This is a genomic window from Acinetobacter sp. YH12052, from assembly GCF_013419835.1.
Classification (GTDB): domain Bacteria; phylum Pseudomonadota; class Gammaproteobacteria; order Pseudomonadales; family Moraxellaceae; genus Acinetobacter; species Acinetobacter amyesii.
In genome coordinates this window covers 1-22,043 of the sequence record NZ_VOZI01000021.1, presented here as the reverse complement: position 1 = coordinate 22,043, position 22,043 = coordinate 1, and the positions used below count along the sequence as shown (strand labels likewise).

At 41.9% G+C, this 22,043-nt stretch carries 20 protein-coding genes, 4 tRNA genes and 1 pseudogene; 22 read left to right on the top strand and 3 right to left on the bottom strand.

The window, feature by feature from the left end; genetic code table 11:
• Positions 1–9: 9 nt before the first annotated feature.
• Positions 10–1,056 (bottom strand): AAA family ATPase, encoded by a 1,047-nt coding sequence (locus FTU06_RS14305; protein ID WP_180147257.1) that lies wholly within the window; start codon positions 1,054–1,056, stop codon positions 10–12.
• Between the two features lie 178 nt (positions 1,057–1,234).
• Here FTU06_RS14305 and uvrC point away from each other — a divergent pair, with 178 nt between their 5' ends.
• The 3 genes from uvrC (at position 1,235) to pgsA (ending at position 4,657) form a co-directional block, all read left to right on the top strand.
• On the top strand, positions 1,235–3,034 hold the full coding sequence (gene uvrC / locus FTU06_RS14300) for an excinuclease ABC subunit UvrC (protein ID WP_180147277.1): 1,800 nt from the start codon (positions 1,235–1,237) through the stop codon (positions 3,032–3,034).
• 136 nt (positions 3,035–3,170) lie between these two features.
• Positions 3,171–3,965, top strand: coding sequence for a thioesterase family protein (locus FTU06_RS14295; protein ID WP_180089652.1), 795 nt, complete (start codon positions 3,171–3,173; stop codon positions 3,963–3,965).
• 104 nt (positions 3,966–4,069) lie between these two features.
• Complete coding sequence (pgsA, locus tag FTU06_RS14290) at positions 4,070–4,657, top strand: CDP-diacylglycerol--glycerol-3-phosphate 3-phosphatidyltransferase (protein ID WP_078190467.1); 588 nt, start codon at positions 4,070–4,072, stop codon at positions 4,655–4,657.
• A gap of 828 nt (positions 4,658–5,485) precedes the next feature.
• Here pgsA and FTU06_RS14285 read toward each other — a convergent pair.
• Both FTU06_RS14285 and argH read right to left on the bottom strand, forming a co-directional pair.
• Complete coding sequence (locus tag FTU06_RS14285; protein ID WP_180007019.1) at positions 5,486–5,755, bottom strand: oxidative damage protection protein; 270 nt, start codon at positions 5,753–5,755, stop codon at positions 5,486–5,488.
• Between the two features lie 27 nt (positions 5,756–5,782).
• Positions 5,783–7,213 carry an argininosuccinate lyase gene (gene argH / locus FTU06_RS14280; RefSeq protein ID WP_180007020.1) on the bottom strand — a complete coding sequence of 477 codons (1,431 nt, stop codon included), beginning with the start codon at positions 7,211–7,213 and terminating at the stop codon, positions 5,783–5,785.
• On the opposite strand from argH, the pseudogene FTU06_RS14275 reads away from it, so the two are divergent.
• The 19 genes and pseudogenes from FTU06_RS14275 to FTU06_RS14185 all read left to right on the top strand — a co-directional run.
• Positions 7,204–8,357: pseudogene (locus FTU06_RS14275) on the top strand (sensor histidine kinase). The gene argH and the pseudogene FTU06_RS14275 sit on opposite strands and share 10 nt — an antisense overlap.
• A gap of 53 nt (positions 8,358–8,410) precedes the next feature.
• Positions 8,411–9,151, top strand: a complete 741-nt coding sequence (locus tag FTU06_RS14270) for a LytTR family DNA-binding domain-containing protein (protein WP_180002830.1) — start codon at positions 8,411–8,413, stop codon at positions 9,149–9,151.
• Positions 9,152–9,246: 95 nt separating this feature from the next.
• Positions 9,247–10,164 carry a hydroxymethylbilane synthase gene (hemC, locus tag FTU06_RS14265; RefSeq protein ID WP_218945470.1) on the top strand — a complete coding sequence of 306 codons (918 nt, stop codon included), beginning with the start codon at positions 9,247–9,249 and terminating at the stop codon, positions 10,162–10,164.
• 3 nt (positions 10,165–10,167) lie between these two features.
• Entirely contained in the window at positions 10,168–10,947 is a 780-nt protein-coding gene (locus FTU06_RS14260; protein ID WP_180147255.1) for a uroporphyrinogen-III synthase, read from the top strand.
• On the top strand, positions 10,944–11,786 hold the full coding sequence (locus FTU06_RS14255) for a hypothetical protein (protein WP_180007023.1): 843 nt from the start codon (positions 10,944–10,946) through the stop codon (positions 11,784–11,786). Before FTU06_RS14260 ends, FTU06_RS14255 begins: the two co-directional genes overlap by 4 nt.
• Positions 11,787–11,792: 6 nt before the next feature.
• Entirely contained in the window at positions 11,793–12,986 is a 1,194-nt protein-coding gene (locus FTU06_RS14250; RefSeq protein ID WP_180007025.1) for a heme biosynthesis protein HemY, read from the top strand.
• A gap of 9 nt (positions 12,987–12,995) precedes the next feature.
• Positions 12,996–13,427: a thioesterase family protein gene (locus FTU06_RS14245; protein WP_180007027.1), complete on the top strand. Its 432-nt coding sequence runs from the start codon at positions 12,996–12,998 to the stop codon at positions 13,425–13,427.
• 142 nt (positions 13,428–13,569) lie between these two features.
• Positions 13,570–13,896 carry an H-NS family nucleoid-associated regulatory protein gene (locus FTU06_RS14240; RefSeq protein ID WP_180007248.1) on the top strand — a complete coding sequence of 109 codons (327 nt, stop codon included), beginning with the start codon at positions 13,570–13,572 and terminating at the stop codon, positions 13,894–13,896.
• A gap of 167 nt (positions 13,897–14,063) precedes the next feature.
• The gene (gene gspN, locus FTU06_RS14235) at positions 14,064–14,807 is read left to right on the top strand and encodes a type II secretion system protein N (protein ID WP_168379021.1); all 744 of its coding nucleotides are present in this window, start codon (positions 14,064–14,066) and stop codon (positions 14,805–14,807) included.
• Complete coding sequence (locus FTU06_RS14230; RefSeq protein WP_180007029.1) at positions 14,807–15,673, top strand: type II secretion system protein N; 867 nt, start codon at positions 14,807–14,809, stop codon at positions 15,671–15,673. Before gspN ends, FTU06_RS14230 begins: the two co-directional genes overlap by 1 nt.
• A gap of 42 nt (positions 15,674–15,715) precedes the next feature.
• Positions 15,716–17,947 (top strand): type II secretion system secretin GspD, encoded by a 2,232-nt coding sequence (gspD, locus tag FTU06_RS14225; RefSeq protein WP_180147253.1) that lies wholly within the window; start codon positions 15,716–15,718, stop codon positions 17,945–17,947.
• A gap of 77 nt (positions 17,948–18,024) precedes the next feature.
• Positions 18,025–18,774, top strand: coding sequence for an FHA domain-containing protein (locus tag FTU06_RS14220; protein WP_180147251.1), 750 nt, complete (start codon positions 18,025–18,027; stop codon positions 18,772–18,774).
• 77 nt (positions 18,775–18,851) lie between these two features.
• A complete protein-coding gene (locus FTU06_RS14215) occupies positions 18,852–19,520 on the top strand; it encodes a phosphoglycolate phosphatase (RefSeq protein WP_180147249.1) in 669 nt (222 codons plus the stop codon).
• A 117-nt stretch (positions 19,521–19,637) separates the two neighbouring features.
• A complete protein-coding gene (gene trpE, locus FTU06_RS14210; protein WP_078193306.1) occupies positions 19,638–21,131 on the top strand; it encodes an anthranilate synthase component I in 1,494 nt (497 codons plus the stop codon).
• Positions 21,132–21,229: 98 nt separating this feature from the next.
• A tRNA-Thr gene (locus tag FTU06_RS14205) sits at positions 21,230–21,305 on the top strand.
• A 54-nt stretch (positions 21,306–21,359) separates the two neighbouring features.
• Positions 21,360–21,443: transfer RNA gene (locus tag FTU06_RS14200), tRNA-Tyr, on the top strand.
• A 38-nt stretch (positions 21,444–21,481) separates the two neighbouring features.
• Positions 21,482–21,557 (top strand) — tRNA-Gly (locus tag FTU06_RS14195).
• A 23-nt stretch (positions 21,558–21,580) separates the two neighbouring features.
• Positions 21,581–21,655: transfer RNA gene (locus FTU06_RS14190), tRNA-Thr, on the top strand.
• A gap of 156 nt (positions 21,656–21,811) precedes the next feature.
• Positions 21,812–22,043 (top strand): GTP-binding protein (locus tag FTU06_RS14185; protein ID WP_249680400.1); only part of this gene is annotated, 232 nt, incomplete at its 3' end.

Sequence of the window (22,043 nt, the reverse complement as noted above, 5' to 3'; positions counted from 1 at the left end):
ACCAGTGAATTATTTAATAATAACCAATTGTCTAAGTTGTGCATCTAGGTGTATTTTAGTTTGTTCGGGATGATTCAAAAAATACACCGCCAAAATAGGTTCAAGTTCAACCCGTATTTTTCGTGCTAAATGCCGTGCGCCATACCGAATATCATGATTCTGATAAAAATGTGCTTTGGCTGCATCTGTGAGTTTGATGCTGCGTTTTTGATGCTGTAGGCGTTGATTAAGTTTTTCCAGCTCAATTTCGACCAAACGAGGTAAAGCATCATCTTGAACGGGTTGATATTGTAGTACACGGTCAATACGATTAATAAATTCAGGGTCGAATTTACGTTGCATAACTTTTTCAATGATGCTGCTGACCGGCACGCGCTTGAGACAAACCTTTTGTATTTTTTCGGGCAAAAAATTTAACTTATCTAGATATTGCTGTGCCGCTTGTGCACCGACATTGCTGGTCATAAAGATCATACAATTACGAAAGTCGATGGTTTTTGTACCTGAGGTTAGGGTTAATTTTCCGCTATCTAGCACATTCATTAAGCCGCGAAGCACTTCGGTTGACGCTTTTTCCAGTTCATCAAAAAGCACGATGCCCGGACGGGTATGACTACCTGCAATGGCAACTTCATCAAATAAACTATGGCCTTCTTTAGAACCGACATAGCCCGGAGGCGCACCAGTAATGGCAGCCGCATAATGTTCCTGTGCGAGCGTGTTCATATCAATACGGCAAAAGGCATCAGGTCGGCCATAAATCACTTCACTGATTAAACGCACAGTTTCGGTTTTACCAACACCTGTCGGTCCAAGCATTAAGGTTACGGAGAGCGGTCGTTCAGGACTGGAAAAATCAGCCTTGACCACATGCAGCATTTTTTCAATTTCGTCTAATGCTGCTTCTTGTCCAATGATCCGTTGCTTTAAGCGTTGCATAACGTCATGCGGTTCAAAATGAAAACGCGGCTTACCCATCAAACGGTTTTTTTCAGCAGTGCTCTGCGTCGAAGTTGTCGGGTGTACGACATGGATGGCGGGATTGGCGTTCGTCATGCATCATGTTCCTAAAGCGGGATGTTTTGAGCATAGCAAATTTAGAATTTTGCATTAATAGCTTTTAGCAATCAGATCATTGCTATGAGCAACAATAAATTTGCGGGATTGCTTGAAAATGCAGGTAAAAGCATCACATCATGTCAAAGAGCAATATCGAAGATGGAACAAGGCAAAAGTGAACGAAAACGCACGCGAACATATTGAAAAAATTCTTGCCAATATGACGACTCTACCCGGTGTTTACCGCATGCTGGGTAAAGACGGTGAGTTGCTGTATGTGGGTAAAGCAAAGAATTTAAAAAATCGTGTGTCGAGTTATTTTGTCAAAACCATTGAGCATCCCAAGACGCAAGCCTTGGTCGCCCGTATTTATGATATTGAAAGTTTGGTGGTGCGTTCTGAAACGGAAGCCTTATTGCTCGAACAAAACCTGATTAAGCTGCATCGTCCACCGTATAACATCATGCTGCGTGATGATAAGTCTTATGTTTATATCTTTATTTCAGCCGATAAACCCTATCCACGAATTGCCGCAGGGCGAGGCAAAGCGAAGCATCAGGCCGGTAAGTTTTTCGGGCCTTATCCGAGTGCTTATAACGCGCGTGACACTTTGGTGGTGCTGCAAAAACTGTTTAATGTGCGTCAGTGTGAAAATAGCTATTTTTCGCAGCGCAAACGACCATGCTTGCAATACCAAATTAAACGCTGTTCCGCGCCTTGTGTGGGTTTGATCTCACCCGAAGATTACAAAGAAGATGTCAATAACTCGATTCGGTTTTTACAAGGCGACACTAAAGAGCTTAATCAAGAGCTGATTGGGAAAATGGAAGCTGCGGCCAAAGCACTCGAGTTTGAAAAGGCGGTGTTTTATCGTGATCGTATGGCACTGCTGCGTGATGTACAAACCCAGCAAGCGATTTATAAAGTCAAAGGTGAGGCCGATATCATTGCCATTGCTTATCAAGCCGGTGTGACCTGTGTGCAGATTATGCATGTGCGCAATGGTAAAATGCTCGGCGGAAAGAGTTATTTTCCTGACATGTTGGGCGATGATTTGGGGCAAATGCTCTCAGATTTTATTGCCAATTTTTACTTTCAGGTGGCAGACGAAATCCCTGCGGAACTCATCATTAATGTCGATATTCCAGATCGTAAAGACATGGAAGATGCGTTGTACCAACACTTTGAAAAGCGGATTCAAATCAAACATAAAGTGCGTGAAACCCGTGCAGAGTGGCAAGAATTGGCACAGATGAATGTACAACATGCGATTAAAGGTAAATTGGCTGATCATTTTGAATTGAATGAGCGCTTTCATCAGTTAGAGCAAGTCGTTGGGCGGCCGATTGACAGTATTGAGTGTTTTGATATTTCTCATACCATGGGGGAGGCAACCATCGCGTCTTGTGTGGTCTTTGATGCGGGCGGCGCAAGAAAGCGTGACTATCGCCAATTTTCCATCAATGATATTACCGAAGGCGATGATTATGCTGCCATGCGTCAAGCGCTGACCCGCCGCTATAAAAAGCATATGCTGCCCGATTTGCTATTAATTGACGGGGGTAAAGGTCAATTACACATGGCGATGGAAGTCATGCAAGAACTTGAGCTCGATGCCTTTATGGTCGGGGTGTCCAAAGGTGAGGGGCGTAAACCGGGTCTGGAAACCTTGCACTTTACCGATGGTGAAAAAATCCAATTGCCCGAAGACCATAAAGCCCTGCATTTGATTCAACAGGTTCGTGATGAAGCCCACCGCTTTGCTATTACTAAACATCGAGCGAAACGAGATAAAAAGCGTGGCTCATCGGTACTTGAGGTGATTCCGGGCTTAGGGCCAAAACGTCGTCGGGATCTGTTGACCCATTTTGGTGGCATTCAGGGGGTACTCAAAGCTTCGGAAAATGATTTAAAACTTGTACCGGGATTAGGCGATGTGATGGCGCGCACCATTTATAAAATCCTGCATGAATAGCGCGAACTAAGCCCAATCGATGACGCGTCAATCCTGAATTTGCCAAAATGCTCATTGACGCATGAGTCACAGATCATTCACATCATTTAATTTTTATACAATGATATAAAAATCAAAAATATGATCAGGGATGATGATGTCACTCGCACAGTTGTATCAACATATTGAACACAATGAATGGGTTGAGATTCCAGAAGGATGGTTGCAAGGACGTACGATCTATGGCGGCTTAGTGGCTGGCATGATGATGCTCAAAGCCGTTGCCACCATTGCAGATCCGCAGCGACGTTTACTCAGTTGTAATGTGACCTTTGTTGGGCCAGTACAATTGGCGCCCGTGCGTTTAAGTGCTGAAATTTTAAGACAGGGCAAATCCGTCACCACCATCGAAGTTCGACTTTGGCAAGATGATGCCGTACAAAGCATTTTATTGGCGAGCTTTGGTGTTCCACGTGAATCAAGCATTGCCGTCAATCAGGAGCGTCAAGCACCCGATTTTCCTGAAGTGAGCAGCTTAAAGATTGCCGAACATCATCCACTTGCACCACAGTGCTTTCAGCAAATGGATTTGGCCTGGGTAGATGGGCAGTATCCGTGTACTGCAAGCAAAAAGCCTGACTTTAGTGGTTGGATGCGTTTTAACCCAGAACGTCATGATAACCGTAAGATGACAGTAGCCGATTTACTGGTCTCGATGGATATGTGGCCGCCCGGCGTGCTGCCTATGTACAAAACCATGGCGCCTGCGAGTTCTTTAACATGGACATTGACCTATGTGCATCCCTTGCAATCAAGCTTGCGTAATTGGTTTAAATATAAAGTATTTACCGACTATGCCGCGGATGGCTACGCCACGGAATATGCTCATTTATGGGATGAAAATAACCAGTTGATAGCGATTGCGCGACAGACTGTTACGGTGTTTGCCTAGTGACACTGAGGGGCATTTCGTATAAAGTGAGTGCAACTAACGATGGATAAATCCTCAAATTATTTTGCATTTTCATCGTGCATGAGGGGAAAACTGGGGTGTCTATGACAACAGGTCGAATCCTGAATATTCCTAATATTTTAACATTGGCACGAATTGCTTTAATTCCTGTGTTTTTGTTGGTGGCGTACTGGCCACCTGCAATGGGCGTGGGTGAGCATGCTGCAAGCATGTCACGTCATATATTGCTGACCGCTATTTTTGTGATCGCAGCTGTCACTGACTGGTTTGATGGCTACCTTGCGAGAAGTTTAAATCAGACTTCAGCATTTGGACGTTTTCTCGATCCTGTAGCAGATAAGCTGATGGTCGCAACTGCGTTGATCGTCTTGGTGCAATGGCAACCGACCATTTCGATGGCCTTTGCAGCGATTGTGATTATTTCACGTGAAATTACAGTGTCTGCGCTACGTGAATGGATGGCTGAATTAGGCGCACGTACCAGTGTTGCGGTTTCAACCGTTGGTAAATATAAAACAGCATTTCAGATGATTGCGATCTCAGTATTTTTGCTGAATTGGCAACCCCTTGAAATGTTGGCGTATGGATTGCTCTATACAGCAGTGGTTTTAACTTTATGGTCGATGTTTATATATTTGAAAGCCGCATGGCCGTATTTAAAACAGCCTTGATGAAAAAATGTAGATTATTAAAAGCTCCGTTATCGGGGCTTTTTTATTGCCTAGCTTTTAGAAAAAATTGAGGGTTTGTCTAGTTTGAACAACGCTTCATTTGAATAGAGCTTGAAGTTAAATGTGAGACGTTAGCGCAAATTTTGGATAAAAAAATTCCCAGATTTTGGGGGAAATCTGGGAAGGAAAATCGGGGTTACTTATCGCTATTATGGAAGATGTTTCCATCTCCTTGATTGCTAGTATAGGAAAGCAGACTTAGAAATACATGGAGTTTCTTGTAGTGTAATGTTGTGTTTTATTGAGAAATGTATCACAAATTTACATTAAGAATTTTTGATACAAATTGGTCGATAACTTTGGTAGGTTTTGTTTGGATTTAAACGATAAAAATCGATATATGTAATGGAAAAAATACAATTAACATTATTTAAATAATAAATTCATTTATTTAAGTTTAAATAAAATTGATCAATGGATAAAAGATATTCCAGCAATGATGAAGATCATTTCCCAATGAAAGCTTACACAGACGTCATCTTTGTTTTGTGAAAATAACAGTGCTTCTAAATTTATAAAAGGAGCCCCTTTGGACTCTTTTATGACATTTGAAACTACGCGCTTCGCTTGTCTTGCATCATTTGTAGAGTAGTAAAAAAGAATCCCCAAACTTGGAGATTCTTTTCAATTAAAGCCCACGCGCAGCATAGCTGCTTGTCTTGCGGCGTGGCGGAGTATAAAAAAAGGAGCCCCTTTGGACTCCTTCATGACATTTGAAACTACGCGCTTCGCTTGTCTTGCGTAAAACTTAAAGCAATGCTTTAAGTTTTACTCAGGCTTTAGGCCTTCGGCTTTTTCTAAAGATTCATCATTGCTGAAGAATTTTTCACGTTGCTCTTCAAGGAACTTTTTCGCGTCAGCTTCAAACACGTTTAAACGTTTTTCATTGATCAACGTGGTTTGGTGTTTTAGCCATTCTTGCCAAGCTTGTTTAGATATCGTATCAAACAATTCTTGTCCCTTTGCACCCGGGAATGGTGCAAAGTCTAAACCTTCCATTTCAGCCTGATATTTACGGCAAAAAACTTGTCGAGACATATCAATACTCCATTTAACTTGAAAAAGTTATGCGTAAAGTTTTTCTAAACGTGCGTGCGCGCGTTCAATTGCTGCTTCAACTTGAGCAGGTGCAGTACCACCAATGTGGTTACGTGCATTGACAGATGCTTCGAGTGTTAAAGCTTTTTTGAAGACATCGGCCTGAATCAAGTCAGAGAACTGTTGAAGTTGCTCAAGGGTTAATTCTGAAAGATCTTTGCCTTCTTGAACACCGAGAGCAACTGCTTTACCCACAATCTCATGTGCATCACGGAATGCCACGCCATTTTTAACTAGGTAGTCGGCAAGGTCAGTTGCAGTTGAGAAGCCACGCAGCGCTGCTTCACGCATGATGTCAATGTTTGGCACTAGTGCAGGGATCATGTCGGCAAATGCCATGAGTGAGCCACGAACAGTATCGATTGCATCGAATAGTGGTTCTTTATCTTCTTGGTTGTCTTTGTTGTATGCCAATGGTTGACCTTTCATCAGGGTCAATAGGCTCATCAAGTCACCATATACACGGCCAGTTTTACCACGGATCAACTCAGGAACGTCTGGGTTTTTCTTTTGCGGCATGATTGAAGAGCCAGTGCAGAAACGGTCAGGAATGTTCACAAATTTGAACTGAGCCGATGTCCAAAGAATCATTTCTTCTGACATACGTGATAAATGCATCATGATGAGTGATGCTGCAGCATTGAATTCAATACCAAAATCACGGTCAGATACAGCGTCTAAAGAGTTTTCAGCTACAGCTTCGAAACCTAGTAGTTCTGCAGTGAATGCACGGTCGATTGGGTAGGTTGTTCCAGCAAGTGCAGCAGAACCTAAAGGCATACGGTTGGTCCGTTTACGGCAGTCAATTAAACGCTCTGAGTCACGTACTAACATTTCAAACCATGCCATTAAATGGTGACCAAAAGTCACTGGCTGTGCAGTTTGTAAATGCGTGAAGCCCGGCATGATGGTATTGGTATTTTTCGCTGCTAAGCCTAGGATGCCTTTTTGTAATTTTTTCAATAATTCTAAAATCGCATCGATTTCGTCGCGAACATACAGACGGATATCGGTTGCAACTTGGTCATTACGACTACGACCGGTGTGTAGTTTTTTACCTGTAATACCGATACGTTGAGTCAAGCGTGACTCAATATTCATGTGCACATCTTCTAGGTCAATGCGCCATTCGAAGTTACCCGCTTCAATTTCTGCTTTAATAGTGTTTAAGCCATTAATAATATCGTCACGCTCTTGTTCAGTTAGAACGCCAACTTTTGCAAGCATGGTTGCATGTGCAATTGAACCTGCAATATCTTGTTTATAAAAGCGTTGGTCAAACTGTACAGATGCTGTAAATTCAGCAACAAAAGCGTCAGTAGCTTCGGAAAAACGACCGCCCCACATGCCTGAAGTTTGGGCTTGTGACGGATTTGAGGAATTAGAAGATGTGGTCATGTCGGCTCAATAAGATAAAAAGCATAGAACTGAACAAGAGTATAGCAAATTCGAACCCAGTTGCCGAAGGGCAAGTTGATCAAACTTTTAGACAAGGTTTGGGCCTATGACAATTTCTGTATTTTCAAGAAAAATGGGCCGTTGGCATTATTTGTGGGAGCTTTTTCTTGCGGGCAATATTGTGGCGTTGGTCTTGGCTTTGGCACAAGCTCAATCGTGGCAAGCCTTAAGTGTTTACAGTGTCATGCAGCATGTGTTGTTTATTAACTGGATATTATTGGCATTTGCAGCATTTTCAGAGCTTTTGCAGAGCAAGACGCGTGGTTTAAGCATGAAAATGCTCATGTTTAGCGGGTTTGTTTTATTGCAAGCTTTGGTGTTATTCACCACCTTAATTTTAAATGTTTTGATCTATTTTGGTGAAAATTTCAGTTTAGCTGGTTTGAGTGCAGATGTTTTAACTGCTAGTGTGGTTTTAAATCTGAGCTATGGGGTATTACTTGGGGCATTTTGTTTTCGATATTTATATTTAAGAGAACAGTGGGGTCGACAACATCATAGTGAATTAAACTCACGCATTCAGGCTATGCAAGCTCGGATTCATCCACATTTTTTATTTAATAGCTTAAACAATGTGATTAGCTTGATTGCGATTGACCCAGATAAAGCGGAGCAAATGCTACTGAATTTATCTCGATTGTTCCGTGCGAGTTTTCAAGAATTGAAACTGGTGAGTCTCAAAGATGAGATCGATTTGTGTCAGCGTTATTTGGCCATCGAACAAATGCGATTGGGCGATCGGCTCAATGTGGAGTGGAAACTGGCCGACATTGAACAGTACGCTCAAGTACAAATTCCACTATTAACTTTACAACCTTTATTAGAAAATAGTATTTTTCATGGAGTCGAAAAGATTTTGACAAAGAGTACGATAAATATATTGATTGAAATATTACAAAATCAAATTAATATCGTTATTACAAATCCTTATACACAGGATACAATTAAATTACGTCAGGGGAATGGTATTGCCATCGAAAATGTGAAACAGCGACTTGAGGCATATTATGGTCAGCATGTCACTTTTCAAACCTACGCAGGCGAGGGAATGTATACGACTGTGGTGCAATATCAATATAAATAGAAATCTCAGTTGACCAATAAAAATAAATGACGTTAACGAGATAAGGAGGAGAAATGGACATCCTGATCTGTGATGATGAGCCTCTAGCAGTAGAGCGATTGTCACGTTTAGTCACTCAACTTGGACATCAAGTGGTTGCGAAAGCCTCACATGGTCAACAAGCGATTGACTTGGCTCAAAGCCTCGAGCCTGATGTCATCTTACTAGATATACAAATGCCTGAAATGGATGGGCTGACTTGCGCTAAATTGTTGCGTGAATTAGACCCCATGCCCGCTATTATTTTTTGTACTGCATATGATCATCATGCACTTGATGCATTTAAGTCGAATGCAGAGGGATATTTACTAAAACCGGTTATGCAACAGGAATTGCAGCAGGTTTTAGATCATTTAACTAAATTAACCCAAGCTCAATTGAGCACGATAAAACAAAAAGAAAATATGGACGAAATTAAAATCAGCCGCCATCAAATCGCGGCAAAGACTTATCGTGGTGTAGAACTGGTCCCTGTGGAAAATATTTATTATTTTCTTGCAGATCAGAAATATGTCACTGTTCGGCATAAAAATGGCAATGTACTTATTGATGAAACGCTGAAGGATTTAGAGCATGAATTTGGTGATCGCTTTATACGTATTCATCGAAATGCCTTGGTGTCTGTGAGCTTTTTAGAAGGTTTAGAAGTCGTAAGCTCGGGGCAGTATCAGGTGCGTTGTCGAGATTTAGAAGAGCGTTTGGCGGTCAGCCGTCGACATTTACCGAATTTACGTGAGCGAATACAAAAATTATAGGGCAAGTGTCAAAGCACATTGCGAATTAAGCTTGCATTTTCAACTGAGCAAGTTAAGTTTAGAATAATAGCCCTATAGACTGTATTTTAAAATTTATGAATATCCTTAAGATCGCAACTCGACAAAGCCCGCTTGCACTTTGGCAGGCGGAACATATTCGTGCACGCTTAGAAGCACTTCATGCAAATTTGAAAGTTGAGTTGGTGACCTTTGTGACCCAAGGTGACAAGATTCTAGATACCCCTTTAGCCAAAATTGGGGGGAAAGGATTATTTGTAAAAGAGTTAGAAGCGGCGTTGTTGGATGGTCGTGCAGACTTGGCAGTTCATTCGATGAAAGATGTGCCAATGGCTTTGCCTGAAGGTTTAAGCTTGGCCGTGATTTGTGAGCGTGAAGACCCATTAGATGCTTTCGTTTCAAATACTTATAACAGTTTTGATGATTTACCCCAGGGTGCGAAGGTTGGAACGTCGAGCTTGCGCCGCAAATGCCAAATTTTAAAACAACGTCCAGACCTTGAAATTATTGATCTGCGTGGCAATGTGGGTACGCGTTTATCTAAACTCGATGCGGGTAACTATGATGCGATTATTTTGGCGAGTGCAGGGCTGAAGCGTTTGGGCTTAGCAGAGCGTATTCGTCATACTCTTGAGCCTGTTGTGAGTTTACCTGCAGTTGGACAAGGTGCATTGGGCCTAGAATGTCGTAGCCAAGATCAAGCTGTATTGGATTTAATTTTGCCCTTAATGCATGCAGAGACCAATTCTTGTGTACGTGCAGAACGTGCTTTTAATGCATATCTAGAAGGTGGCTGTCAAGTACCGATTGCAGGTTATGCAACCTTAGAAAATGGTCAGATTCATTTGGAAGGTCGAGTCGGTAGTGTTGACGGTCAAACCTTGTTGAAAGCACAGCAAGTAGGTCTTCCCGAACAGGCTGAACAGCTCGGTGTCAAATTGGCCCAAGACTTGTTAACCCAAGGTGCCGGTGAAATTTTAAAGGCACTGTATTAATACATGCTTTTTATCAATACACGTCCGACAGATCGTGCAGCGCAGCTTAGCTTGACGCTGCGCTCTGCGGGTGTTGCTGTGGCTGAGCTTCCATTACTTGAGCTCAAGCCGCGGGCATGGTCAGAAGCATTGGCAGCGTGCTACGCCCGGTTGAGTGCTGCGGATGTATTGGTTGTGGTGAGCCCCTCTGCGGTCACCTTTGGTATACAAGGTCTGCGTAAGGCAGGCATTTCACTTGAACAGCTCGAACATACTCAATGGATTGCAGTCGGTGACGCAACCGCAGCAAAGCTGGCTGATTATGGCATTCACAGTGTTGTGCCGCAGGTGGAAACCTCAGAGGGAATGCTCACCTTAAGCCATTTAGAACAATTAGAGGCCGGGGCTTGTGTAGCGTTTTGGCGCGGTGAAGGTGGTCGTCAATTTATGATGCAGCAGTTGCTAGCACGTGGCATTCAGATTCTCAATTTTGTGCTATACGAACGGCATCTACCGGAAGAGACCACTCAAAAAGTAAAAACACTCATTTCTGAACATCAGTTGTCATCTCCGTATTGTATGTTGATCACCAGTGAGGCCAGTTGGCTCAATTGGCTTGACTTGATTCAGTCGCATTTATCAGTGCTGAGTCATGCACATTTTTTAGTTTTAGGTGTAAGGTTGTTCGAGCTACTTGAGCAAAGTCGTATAACACTGAACAAAGATTTTAAAATTATTCAACTCGAAGATTTAAACGCGACACACATATTGCAGCATGTGCAAGTCGTGCAGGGAAATACATGAAGAAGTTGTTTGTCGTTGTGGTCATTGTCGCCGTACTTTGGTTGGCTAAACTCAGTTTTGACTTGTTTCAGGTCAATGCTCAACAAACCGAACTGATGCAACAACAAACTTTATTGCAACAGCGCAATGCAGGTTTGAATGATCAGGTCGTGGCTTTGAAACGCCAGTTGAATGGCACAACGACCGAGATGTCGGCTGCAACGACATCGAATGCTTCGATTGCTGCTGAGGCGACCCATAGTATTGAGCCAATGATGGTTGTGGGCCAGCAACTTGATTTGGTTGAATTTGCCATGCAGCAACAACAATTTGCTGTCGCTTTAGAAAAATTAAACCAATTAGACCAACAATTAGATCAGTTGAGCTTGGCACCTGCACTGCGTATGAGTTTGCATCAGGTGATTCAAAAAGACCGTGAGACCTTAAAGCAATATGTGACAGAGCGTCAGTTGCAATCTGATAAAGTGAAAAATACCCTGCAATCCATCGATCAATTGTTAGAAAAAGAAATATTAAAGCCATACAGTTCAAAAGAGCAGCAAAAAGGTCTTTCTTTTTGGCAAAAATGGATTCAAGTCGAATCAGTCGAACAACCGAGTCCCGTATTAATGCAGCGTAGCTTGGTATTAAAAGAAATGCAGTTACGTTTAATTTTGGCTCAGCAAGTTTTAAATCAAGGACAATATCCTCAATTTCAACAAGAAATCACTGAAATTATGCAAATTATGCAGCAATTGCCAGATGCTTCATTAAAACCGATACGCCAACGTCTAGAACAATTAAAGGACATTCCGGTTATTTCTGTACCGCTATTAAATACTCGGGCACTCATAGGATAATCGACTATGAAACATATTTTATTGGCCTATTTATTTATTAGCTTATTGGTTGTTGCCATTATTAGTTTGCTGAGTTTTGGACATGGTGCAGGCTATGTCTATTTATACTGGCGTGAATGGCAAGTTCAATCCAATATTTGGTTTTTAGCATTATTGCTGGCACTACTGAGTTTGTTCGTGCAAATGCTTTGGTATGCGGTTAAACGCTATTTAAGTCGAGAGCAGCGTAAATCTGAAACAGTCTTTAGTTTTAATAAACTGCATCCCTATGAACAATTGGCTGTCATTTGGCTTTTAAATGCTGCGCAAGATCAAAAAAACTTTATTCAGCAAGCTTTTACTGAGTCTGGATTATTAAAAGGGGTGATTGATGCGCGTTTATATTGGATTCAGCAACAATATGAAACAGCATTAAATGCATTAACTCAGACCAATCCAATGGCTTTTGAACTCGCAGAATTGCAACGGATTGAAATTTATTTATCCCAACAAGAGGGTGAAAAGGCTTTAACGCATCTCGAATTTTTGAATCAACATGAATTATCGCCATGGTTGCAAAAAGTCAGCACTGCCTATGAGCAGCGTTTAACCACGCTATGGGGCATGTTTGCGTTGCAGTTTCCTTGGTTGTATTTGCGTTCGACACGTTATGGACATTTAGATGAGCTGACAAAACAAGCTTGGTTGGAGCAATTATTATCTGCATTTGATCAAGCTGATGTCGATGACTTACAGCATTTAAAGCAGCGTTATTTGGATTTGCAAGATCAAATAACAGAGCGTAAATATGCGGTCAAAGTGTTGTGGTTAAAAGTCTTGTCTCGTATGCCAGAGATGAGTCAGGAACATGAGCAATTGGCTATTCATTTACTTGAACAGCAATTTAACAAAGAAGTGTTCTTTTTGTGGTTCCAGCAAAAAATGTTGAAGCAAAACCCTGACTATGTGGCTGTAGAACAGCAGATTCAACGTTGGGAAGAAAAGTATCCTGCACTACCTGTTTTTAGTTTTGCAAAATGGAATATTTACCAAGCGACAGAACGCCAAGCTGAGGCGGATGCATTATTAGAATTATATCCAGATGATGTATTAATGAGTTATTTACGTATCAAGTCAGCTTTAAATCAGCAGGAATATTTGACCAAACAATTAAATTTAATATTTGAAAATAATGCTAATTTTATGGAAATTCGAATATAAGGACATAATATGCAAAAAGATTTAGCTCAATATTCATTGATTCATACTCAACACGTAGCTTGGGGGGATATGGATGCTTTTGGTCATGTAAATAACGTGCATTATTATCGTTATATGGAAAGTGCGCGGATTGGTTATTTAGATCAGTTGGATATATTTAATCAGTCTGTGGTTACGGTTGTTGCTTCAAGCCAGTGTAAATATTTAAGCCCCGTGGTTTATCCTGATATTTTAAAAGTGGCAACGCGCGTTGAAGAATTAAGAAATAGTGCATTTCGTATGGGTTATATATTATGGAGTGAACAGCAACAAAAAATCGTTGCAACAGGCGATGCGGTTATTGTGTGCGTGGATAAAATGACCCTGCAAAAAACCTCTATTCCAGAAAATATTAAAACCAAAATAAAAGCCTTAGAAAATTCAGTGGGAAATAATATTTAAATACAATTTAACTTTATATATTTTAAGGAGTCGTGTTAAAATATTGTAGTAAAATGAAAATTATTTATTGAATAAAAATTTTATTATAATATTATGAGCGAGTTTTCATAAGCATTATTAAAATGAAATTTCGGAGTTAAAGATTATGCCTGATATTAGTAATTTATCAGTTGAAGAGTTAAAGAAGCTTCAAGTAGAAGCTGAAGCACTGATTGCATCTAAAAAAGATCAAGCGATTGAAGATGCGTATAACCGTATTGTTGAAATTGCAGAAAATTTAGATTTAAGCGTTGAACAAATTCTTGAATTTGGTTTAAGCAAACGTAAAAAATCAACGCGTAAAGCGGTTGAGCCACGTTACCGTAGCAAAACCAATGCAGATGACACGTGGACTGGTCGTGGTAAACAACCACGTTGGTTAGTGGCTGAGTTAGAAAAAGGCGCGAAACTAGAAGACTTCTTAATTTAAGAACAATTCATGAAATCGTCATATCCTGAGTTCAGGATAATTAAACCAGGCAAATGCCTGGTTTTTTTATCTCTTTGAATTGGCTATGCAGAAAAAGTATGCATAATGTGTCTATAAAGAAAAATGTTTAAATGATGGAAAAAAATTGATGGATCGGTTGTGGTGGGATGATCAATAAAACTAATAATATTCGGTGGCTCATTTTTGCTGCGATCAGTTTTTTAATTTTCGTTATGCTGCAAGTGCCAGCAGCGTGGCTCATTACAAAGTTTTATAAAAATAACCAAATGCTACATAACGTCAGTGGCAATATTTGGCATGGGCAAGCAGATTGGACACGAGGAAATTTGAAAGGCTCGTTAAACTGGAACACACGCCCGTGGGATTTGATTTTATTACGCTTGGGTGCAAATGTTGAAATTCATAGTGGCAATACCAAACTACAAGGTGTGATGGGGTATGGTTTTGGTAAAAGTATTAGTATTAAAAACTTAGAGGGTCAAATTGCTCCTGAAACCTTAAAAAGTTTTGCCGATTGGCAATGGCCAATGAATGCCATTCAATTAAAAGATGTGCAGTTTAAATATAAGCCACAACAGGGATTTAGTCGTTCATCAGGCGAGATACAGTGGGCAGGTGGGGATTTATCATTTAGCTTTGCACAGCGTCAAGAGTCAATGAATGTGCCTGCCATGTTGGCTCAATTAAAAGACGATAATGGCAAATTGTCGATTGATGTTCGAGATCAACGTGAACAAAAAATGATGAACATGTCACTTGAGCCAGACCTCATGTTGGATGTGCAATTAACCCAGCGCTTTTTGATGAATGTTGCTTCCTATGAAGGTAAGGCAGGATTAGATACGTATGTGATTAGTTCGCGTCAACCCCTATTGAGTGGGGTGAACTGATGGCTGACTATTTCGAAAAAATCCGCGAGATCAATTGGAAGCAAACAGATCGACTTGCACCTGTGGTCTTGGTTTTAATAATTTTGTACCTGTGCTGGAAGTTAGCCGCTTTATTTTGGTTATTGATTGCACCGCCACAAGCCATGCAGTTAGACCGAGTTGAATTGGGTTCACAGCAAACGCAAGTTCCTAATATTAGCTCTTTTGCCTTGTTTCAGGAAAACCGCAGTTCAGCAGCTGACGCGCAGTTAAATATGGTGTTACAAGGTGTGGTGGTTGGACAGCCAAGTCGCTACTCGTCGGCAGTGATTAAGGTCAATGAGAGTTCAGATCGCTACTTGGTTGGAGAAACCATTCAAGGTTCATCATATCAACTGGCTGAAGTTTATTGGGATAAGGTGATTTTAACGCAGGGTAATGGTGCACGGCGTGAATTAGCGTTCCAAGGTATTGAAAACGGATTAGATCAACCGATTGTCCCTACAGCCAATGCAACATCAGGCGGATCTTTGCAAAATAACAGCATGCAAAATGCAGCTAATCCTGCAAATTCAGGGCAAGGCACGACGCAGTCCGCGATTGGTCAGGCCGTACAACGCATGACAGAAAATCGTGAGCAATATCTGCAGGAAATGGGGGTGAATCCATCAGGTAATGGTGGGTTTGAGATTTCAAATCGAACACCTGCTGCCTTGAGAAATAAATTGGGTTTGCAACCGGGTGACCGCATCATGTCTTTAAATGGGCAGGCAGTCGGTGCAGGACAATCTGAGGCGCAATTATTAGAACAAGCCCGCCGTGAAGGGCAGGTGAAACTTGAAGTCAAACGTGGTGATCAAGTGATGACCATACAACAGGATTTTTAGTGATGTTTCATCACTTTATAGGGTTAGGAAACACAGGCGTATATGGCTTTATTTAATAATAACCGTTCAACTTTAGCTGCCTATGCCATGGTGCCCTTGGTTGCTATGGTCAGCACAGCAAGTTATGCACAAACATGGAAAATCAATTTACGTGATGCAGATCTTACGGCATTCATTAATGAAGTCGCAGATATCACGGGGAAAAATTTTGCAGTTGATCCACGGGTACGAGGAAATGTAACGGTTATTTCCAATAAGCCTTTAAATAAAAATGAAGTCTATGACCTGTTTCTCGGTGTATTGAATGTCAATGGCGTGGTGGCGATTCCATCGGGCAACACCATTAAACTGGTTCCAGACAGTAATGTAAAAAGCTCGGGCATTCCTTATGATGCGCGCCACCGTGCGTCTGGAGACCAAATTGTCACCCGAGTAATTTGGCTTGATAACACCAATGCCAACGACTTAATTCCAGCCCTACGTCCACTGATGCCGCAATTTGCACATTTGTCAGCAGTGGCGGGGACCAATGCGCTGATCGTCTCAGACCGTGCTAGTAATATTTACCAGCTCGAAACGATTATTCGTAATTTAGATGGAACGGGTCAAAATGATATCGAAGCCGTGACGCTGCAATCGAGTCAGGCCGAAGAAATGATTGGGCTGTTAGAGTCGATGAGTTCGACCGGCGCATCAAAAGACCCGAAAGGTTCACGAATTCGTATTATTGCGGACAATCGAACCAATCGTATTATCATTAAAGGTGATACAGCGACACGTAAGCGTATTCGTAAGATTATTGAGACCTTAGATGTGCCTGCTGCAGATCGATTGGGTGGATTGAAAGTTTTTCGTCTAAAGTATGCAAGTGCCAAAAACTTGTCAGAAATCTTACAAGGCTTGGTCACAGGGCAGGCCGTTTCGAGTACAAATTCATCGAATAGCTCAAATAGCAGCACGATGAACAGTTTAATGAATGATAGTAATAGTTCAAATGCACAGTCATTCAGTTCACAAAATAACACCAGTTCAGGTATTAACCTCAACAGTAATAACTCTTCCAATAATACGCAAAACGGTATCTCAAGTTTTAATGCCAATGGCGTGAGTATTATTGCCGATGCCACACAAAATGCACTGATTGTGAAAGCAGATCCGCAGCTCATGCGTGAAATTGAGTCTGCGATTCAGCAGCTCGATATTCGTCGTCAGCAAGTGCTGATCGAAGCGGCGATTATTGAAGTTGAAGGCACGGATACCGATCAGCTCGGTGTGCAATGGGCGTTGGGTGATATCAGTAGTGGTATCGGCTTAATTAACTTTGATAACTTTGGTTCTAGTTTAAAGAATATTGCCGCAGGTTATTTAACTGGTGGCGCTGCGGGTGCGGGTAGCGCGGTGAGTGCGGGTACTTCTTTGGTCCTTGGTGACTATCGTGAAGGCAGTGATGGTTCACGTAAACTCTATGGTGCGATGATTCAGGCCTTAAAAGAAAAAACTAAATCGAATCTATTATCTACACCGTCTATTGTGACGATGGACAACGAAGAAGCCTATATTGTGGTGGGTGAAAACGTTCCATTTGTGACAGGTTCGGTCACCACCAATGGTGGTACAGCCAATCCGTATACATCGATTGAGCGTAAAGATGTCGGTGTTACTTTGAAAGTTGTGCCGCATATTGGTGATGGCGGCTCGGTGCGTTTAGAGGTCGAGCAAGAAGTTTCTGATGTAAAAGACAATAAAGGTCAAGCGTCGGATTTGGTTACGACTAAACGCGCGATCAAAACCTCGATCTTGGCAGAGCATGGTCAAACAATTGTGTTGGGTGGTTTGATCTCGGACAATACATTGCATGGACGTCAATCGGTTCCGGGGCTCGGGGCTATTCCTGTACTGGGCAAACTTTTTAGCTCGGAAGGAAAATCCAACAGTAAACGCAATTTGCTGATCTTTATTCATCCGACCATTGTTGGAAATTCTGCTGATGTGAAGAAAATGTCTCAGCAACGTTACAGTCAGCTCTATAGTCTGCAACTGGCACTGGATAATGACGGTAATTTTGCGAAATTACCTGAAAATGTGGACGATGTGTATCAGCAGCGCATACCTGTTTCAAAAGGTACAGCACCTGCGCCTGTGTATAAGACGGTACCGACAGCACCACAAACGACACAGCCAGCGGCAGTGGTCTCCACGCCAGTAGCCATTGAACCTACGGTGAAGCGCCAAACCATTACCGTACCGAATGGCAAAGTGGCGGGCATGCCTTAGGTTAGACAGCAGAGTGGTTTAGCTTTGAAACCACTGCATGCTATGATGAAAAAAACGAGCAATAGAGAATTAACTTCATGACTTGGAAAATTCAAGCAATTTCTGGTGATTTAACAGGACAAGAAATTAGTATTGAGCGAGATATGTTGGTGGGTCGTCATCAACAAGCAGATATTGTTTTACAAGAATCTGATGTATCGCGTAAACATGCTGCCTTTGTACTGAAAGATCAGGCACTCTGGTTGCAAGATCTCAATTCATCCAATGGGACGTTTATTAATGATGTCCGTTTGACTGGTGAATCACTTTTAAAAGAAGGTGATATTGTACAGTTTGCCAGTGTGAAGTTTAGTTTATTGGCTCCAGCTAAAGCTGTTCAGATCCCAGCGGATATTGAACAAAGCGTTGAAGCGTTGCAAACAGAAGAAATTACACCTGTTCAGCAGCCGTCTGAAGCTGTTGCGGTTTCTGAAACTGCGGCACAAGAGTCTGTAGCAAACACGTCTGAAACTGAGACACAAGAGCCTATCGTTAAAACTGCAGCACAACAAATGAATGATCAAGGGATGCCAGAGTTGAAAGAGCGCGATGGCTCGGTTCAATTGACTCGTGATGGTATGCCGACCAATGTGGGTGTGCCTAAACCTGCGCCAATCCCTGAGGGAATTGACATTACTGCTGCTCCGAAAAATGAAGCATGTGATGTAGAAATTCCAGCGACATGTGTAGAGCAAGAGCGTGAAGCGCAAAAAAATGCCTCTGTAGGCTTAATCTCAGTCATTGTTTTAATCATTCTTGCAATTATTGCATGGGTGTTGTTTAAATAAACCGAGACATTCCTCAAAAGGCATGCATGGGCATGCCTTTTTTATGGGGAAAATTTACAAAAAAATAGAGGGACATTATGTTTGAAGTTCGTTTAGCAGAACGCCAAATGATTTTATTTGATCTGGATGGAACGCTAGTCGATTCAGCATCTGACTTACATCGTGCGATGAATATGAGTCTAAATACGTTGCAATTACCTTTGGTCACAGAAGAGCAGGTGCGAAACTGGATTGGGAAAGGAACTTCATTGTTTTGTCATAGCGTACTTGAATACTTGACCGGAAAGGTGGATGCCGCACAGCACCATCTTTTACTGGAAACTTTTCTAAAGATTTACAATGCAGATCCTTGTGTTTTGACGCAGCCCTTTGATGGCATTCTAGAGTTCTTGGATTGGGCAAAAGCAGAAGAGAAAATTCTGATTTGTGTGACCAATAAACCAGAGCAACCGGCACGCAGTATTGTGCAAGCACTGGGTATGCATGATTACTTTGATGATGTGATAGGCGGAGATCGTTTTGAAGAGCGGAAACCACATCCCAAGCAGCTAGAGTATTGTGCGGAACATTATGCCTTACCAAAACAGCAAATTTTGATGGTGGGTGATTCTGTCAATGATGTAGAGGCAGCACGTCGTGCGGGTATTGATTGTATTGTGGTCAGCTATGGCTATAATCATGGTGAAAATATTCGAGATTGTCAGCCGCAGCACGTGGTTGATAACTTAAAAGAATTATTGGGTTGAAATAAGTAGGGTTAAGGAAGTGAAAATGAGCAAGTGTGTAGTATTTCGATGGCGTCACTCAATCAGCATGAGAAGAAATTAACTGAAATTGACCACGCGAAATATAGAGAAACCCAAATGACTACACAAACTCAATTTGAACAACTGAAAACTGCTGGATATAACTTGATTCCGGTATATCGTCAGCGCTTGGCAGATACAGAAACTCCGCTGTCTGTCTTTGCGCGATTAAAACAACATAAACAAGCCTATTTATTTGAATCTGTAGAGGGTGGCGAAAACTGGGCGCGTTACTCCATTATTGGCTTGGGCGAGTCCACCGTATTTTCGTGTAATGAAGGGCAGTTGACCGTTCAACATGCTGATGGCTCGGTTGAAAAACAACAATGTGCTGACCCATTTCAATACATTCGTGACTTCCAAGCACAATATAAAGTGCCTACACAGCAAGATTTGCCAGCGTTGCCGAGCTTTACCGGTGGATTGGTTGGATACTTTGGTTATGATGCTGTACGTTATATCGAACCAAAGCTCAATAACGTTCCAGAAGCTGACCCGGTCGGGATTCCGGATATTTGGATGATGCTATCAAAAACCGTCATCGTCTTTGATAACCTTAAGGATACCTTATTCTTAATTGTGCATGCCGATGTAAATGATGCTGAGGCCTATACCAAGGCGCAGCAGCAATTGGATGAGCTAGAAGAACTTTTGGCAACCCCAATTGCACTCAAAGCAAATAAGCATACTGCACCACAGTTTGAATCCATCACTGGACATGACAACTTTATTGACTCTATTGCGAAAGTAAAAGAGTACATTAAGGCCGGTGATGTGATGCAGGTTGTGCCGGGCCATCGTATGGTATCCGATTTTGATGGTGAGCCTTTGCAGGTCTATCGTGCACTACGTCACCTCAATCCATCGCCATATTTGTTCTTGGTGCAAGGGCAGACACTAGAAAATGACATTCCTTTTCATATCGTCGGTTCATCACCTGAAATTTTGTCCCGTTTAGAAAATGGTGTGGCAACAGTTCGTCCTTTGGCGGGAACGCGACCACGGGGTAAAACAAAAGAAGAAGATTTAGCGCTAGAAAAAGATTTGCTATCTGATGAAAAAGAAATTGCAGAGCATTTGATGTTGATCGATTTGGGGCGAAATGATGTTGGACGCGTTTCTAAAATCGGTAAAGTTCACGTGACTGATCAAATGGTGATCGAACGTTATTCGCATGTCATGCACATTGTGTCAAATGTGCAAGGTGAAGTACGTGATGATGTCGATGCTTTGGATGTTTTTAAAGCAACATTCCCTGCGGGCACACTTTCAGGCGCACCAAAAATCCGCGCTATGGAAATTATTGACGAAGTTGAACCAGTAAAACGTGGAATTTTTGGTGGTGCTGTTGGTTATTTAGGCTGGCATGGTGAAATGGACATGTCGATTGCGATTCGTACCTGTGTAATTCGAGAAAATAAGGTCTATGTTCAAGCTGGAGCAGGGGTGGTGTATGACTCTAATCCTGAATCAGAGTGGAATGAAACCCAAATAAAAGCTCGCGCAGTGATCAAAGCGGTTGAATTATCATCAAATGGATTGATTTTATGAGTTTTTCACGTTTTTTTTAGAAAAAACACTTGCAAGGATTTCAAGATTTGCTAAACTGCACACCGTTCCGATACGAAACGTACGAAACACTAGGAAACGCCGGCATAGCTCAGTTGGTAGAGCAACTGACTTGTAATCAGTAGGTCCACAGTTCGAATCCGTGTGCCGGCACCATCTTAGAAAGTTTGAGAGTGAGTAGAAAGAACAACACTGAAGTAAGTGTAAAATGGTGAGGTTCCCGAGCGGTCAAAGGGGGCGGACTGTAACTCCGCTACGAAAGTTTCGAAGGTTCGAATCCTTCCCTCACCACCAATTTTAAGACTTCAATAAGTGGTTTGTACCAACATCGTGCGGGAGTAGCTCAGTTGGTAGAGCGGTAGCCTTCCAAGCTACATGTCGCGAGTTCGACCCTCGTCTCCCGCTCCATATCTATTGAAGTGCTTATATTTGCTCTTATAGCTCAGTGGTAGAGCACTCCCTTGGTAAGGGAGAGGTCTCGAGTTCAAATCTCGATAAGAGCTCCAGATTTTACAGTTTAGCAACTTTAAATGTTGCGCAAGATTCCAGAAGCAGGCTTTTTAGTCTGCTTTTCAAGTATTGGGTGTTTATTTTTTTTTAGGCGATATGTCGGAGCTGGGTTTTACTCAGAATTGTGTTCGACGTAAACGAGGAAGAAAAGCATGGCTAAGGCTAAGTTTGAACGTAATAAGCCGCACGTTAACGTGGGCACAATCGGTCACGTTGACCATGGTAAAACGACTTTAACAGCTGCGATTGCAACTGTGTGTGCAAAAAAATTCGGTGGTGAAGCGAAAGATTACGCTGCAATCGACTCTGCACCAGAAGAAAAAGCACGTGGTATTACAATTAATACTTCACACGTAGAATACGATTCTCCAATCCGTCACTACG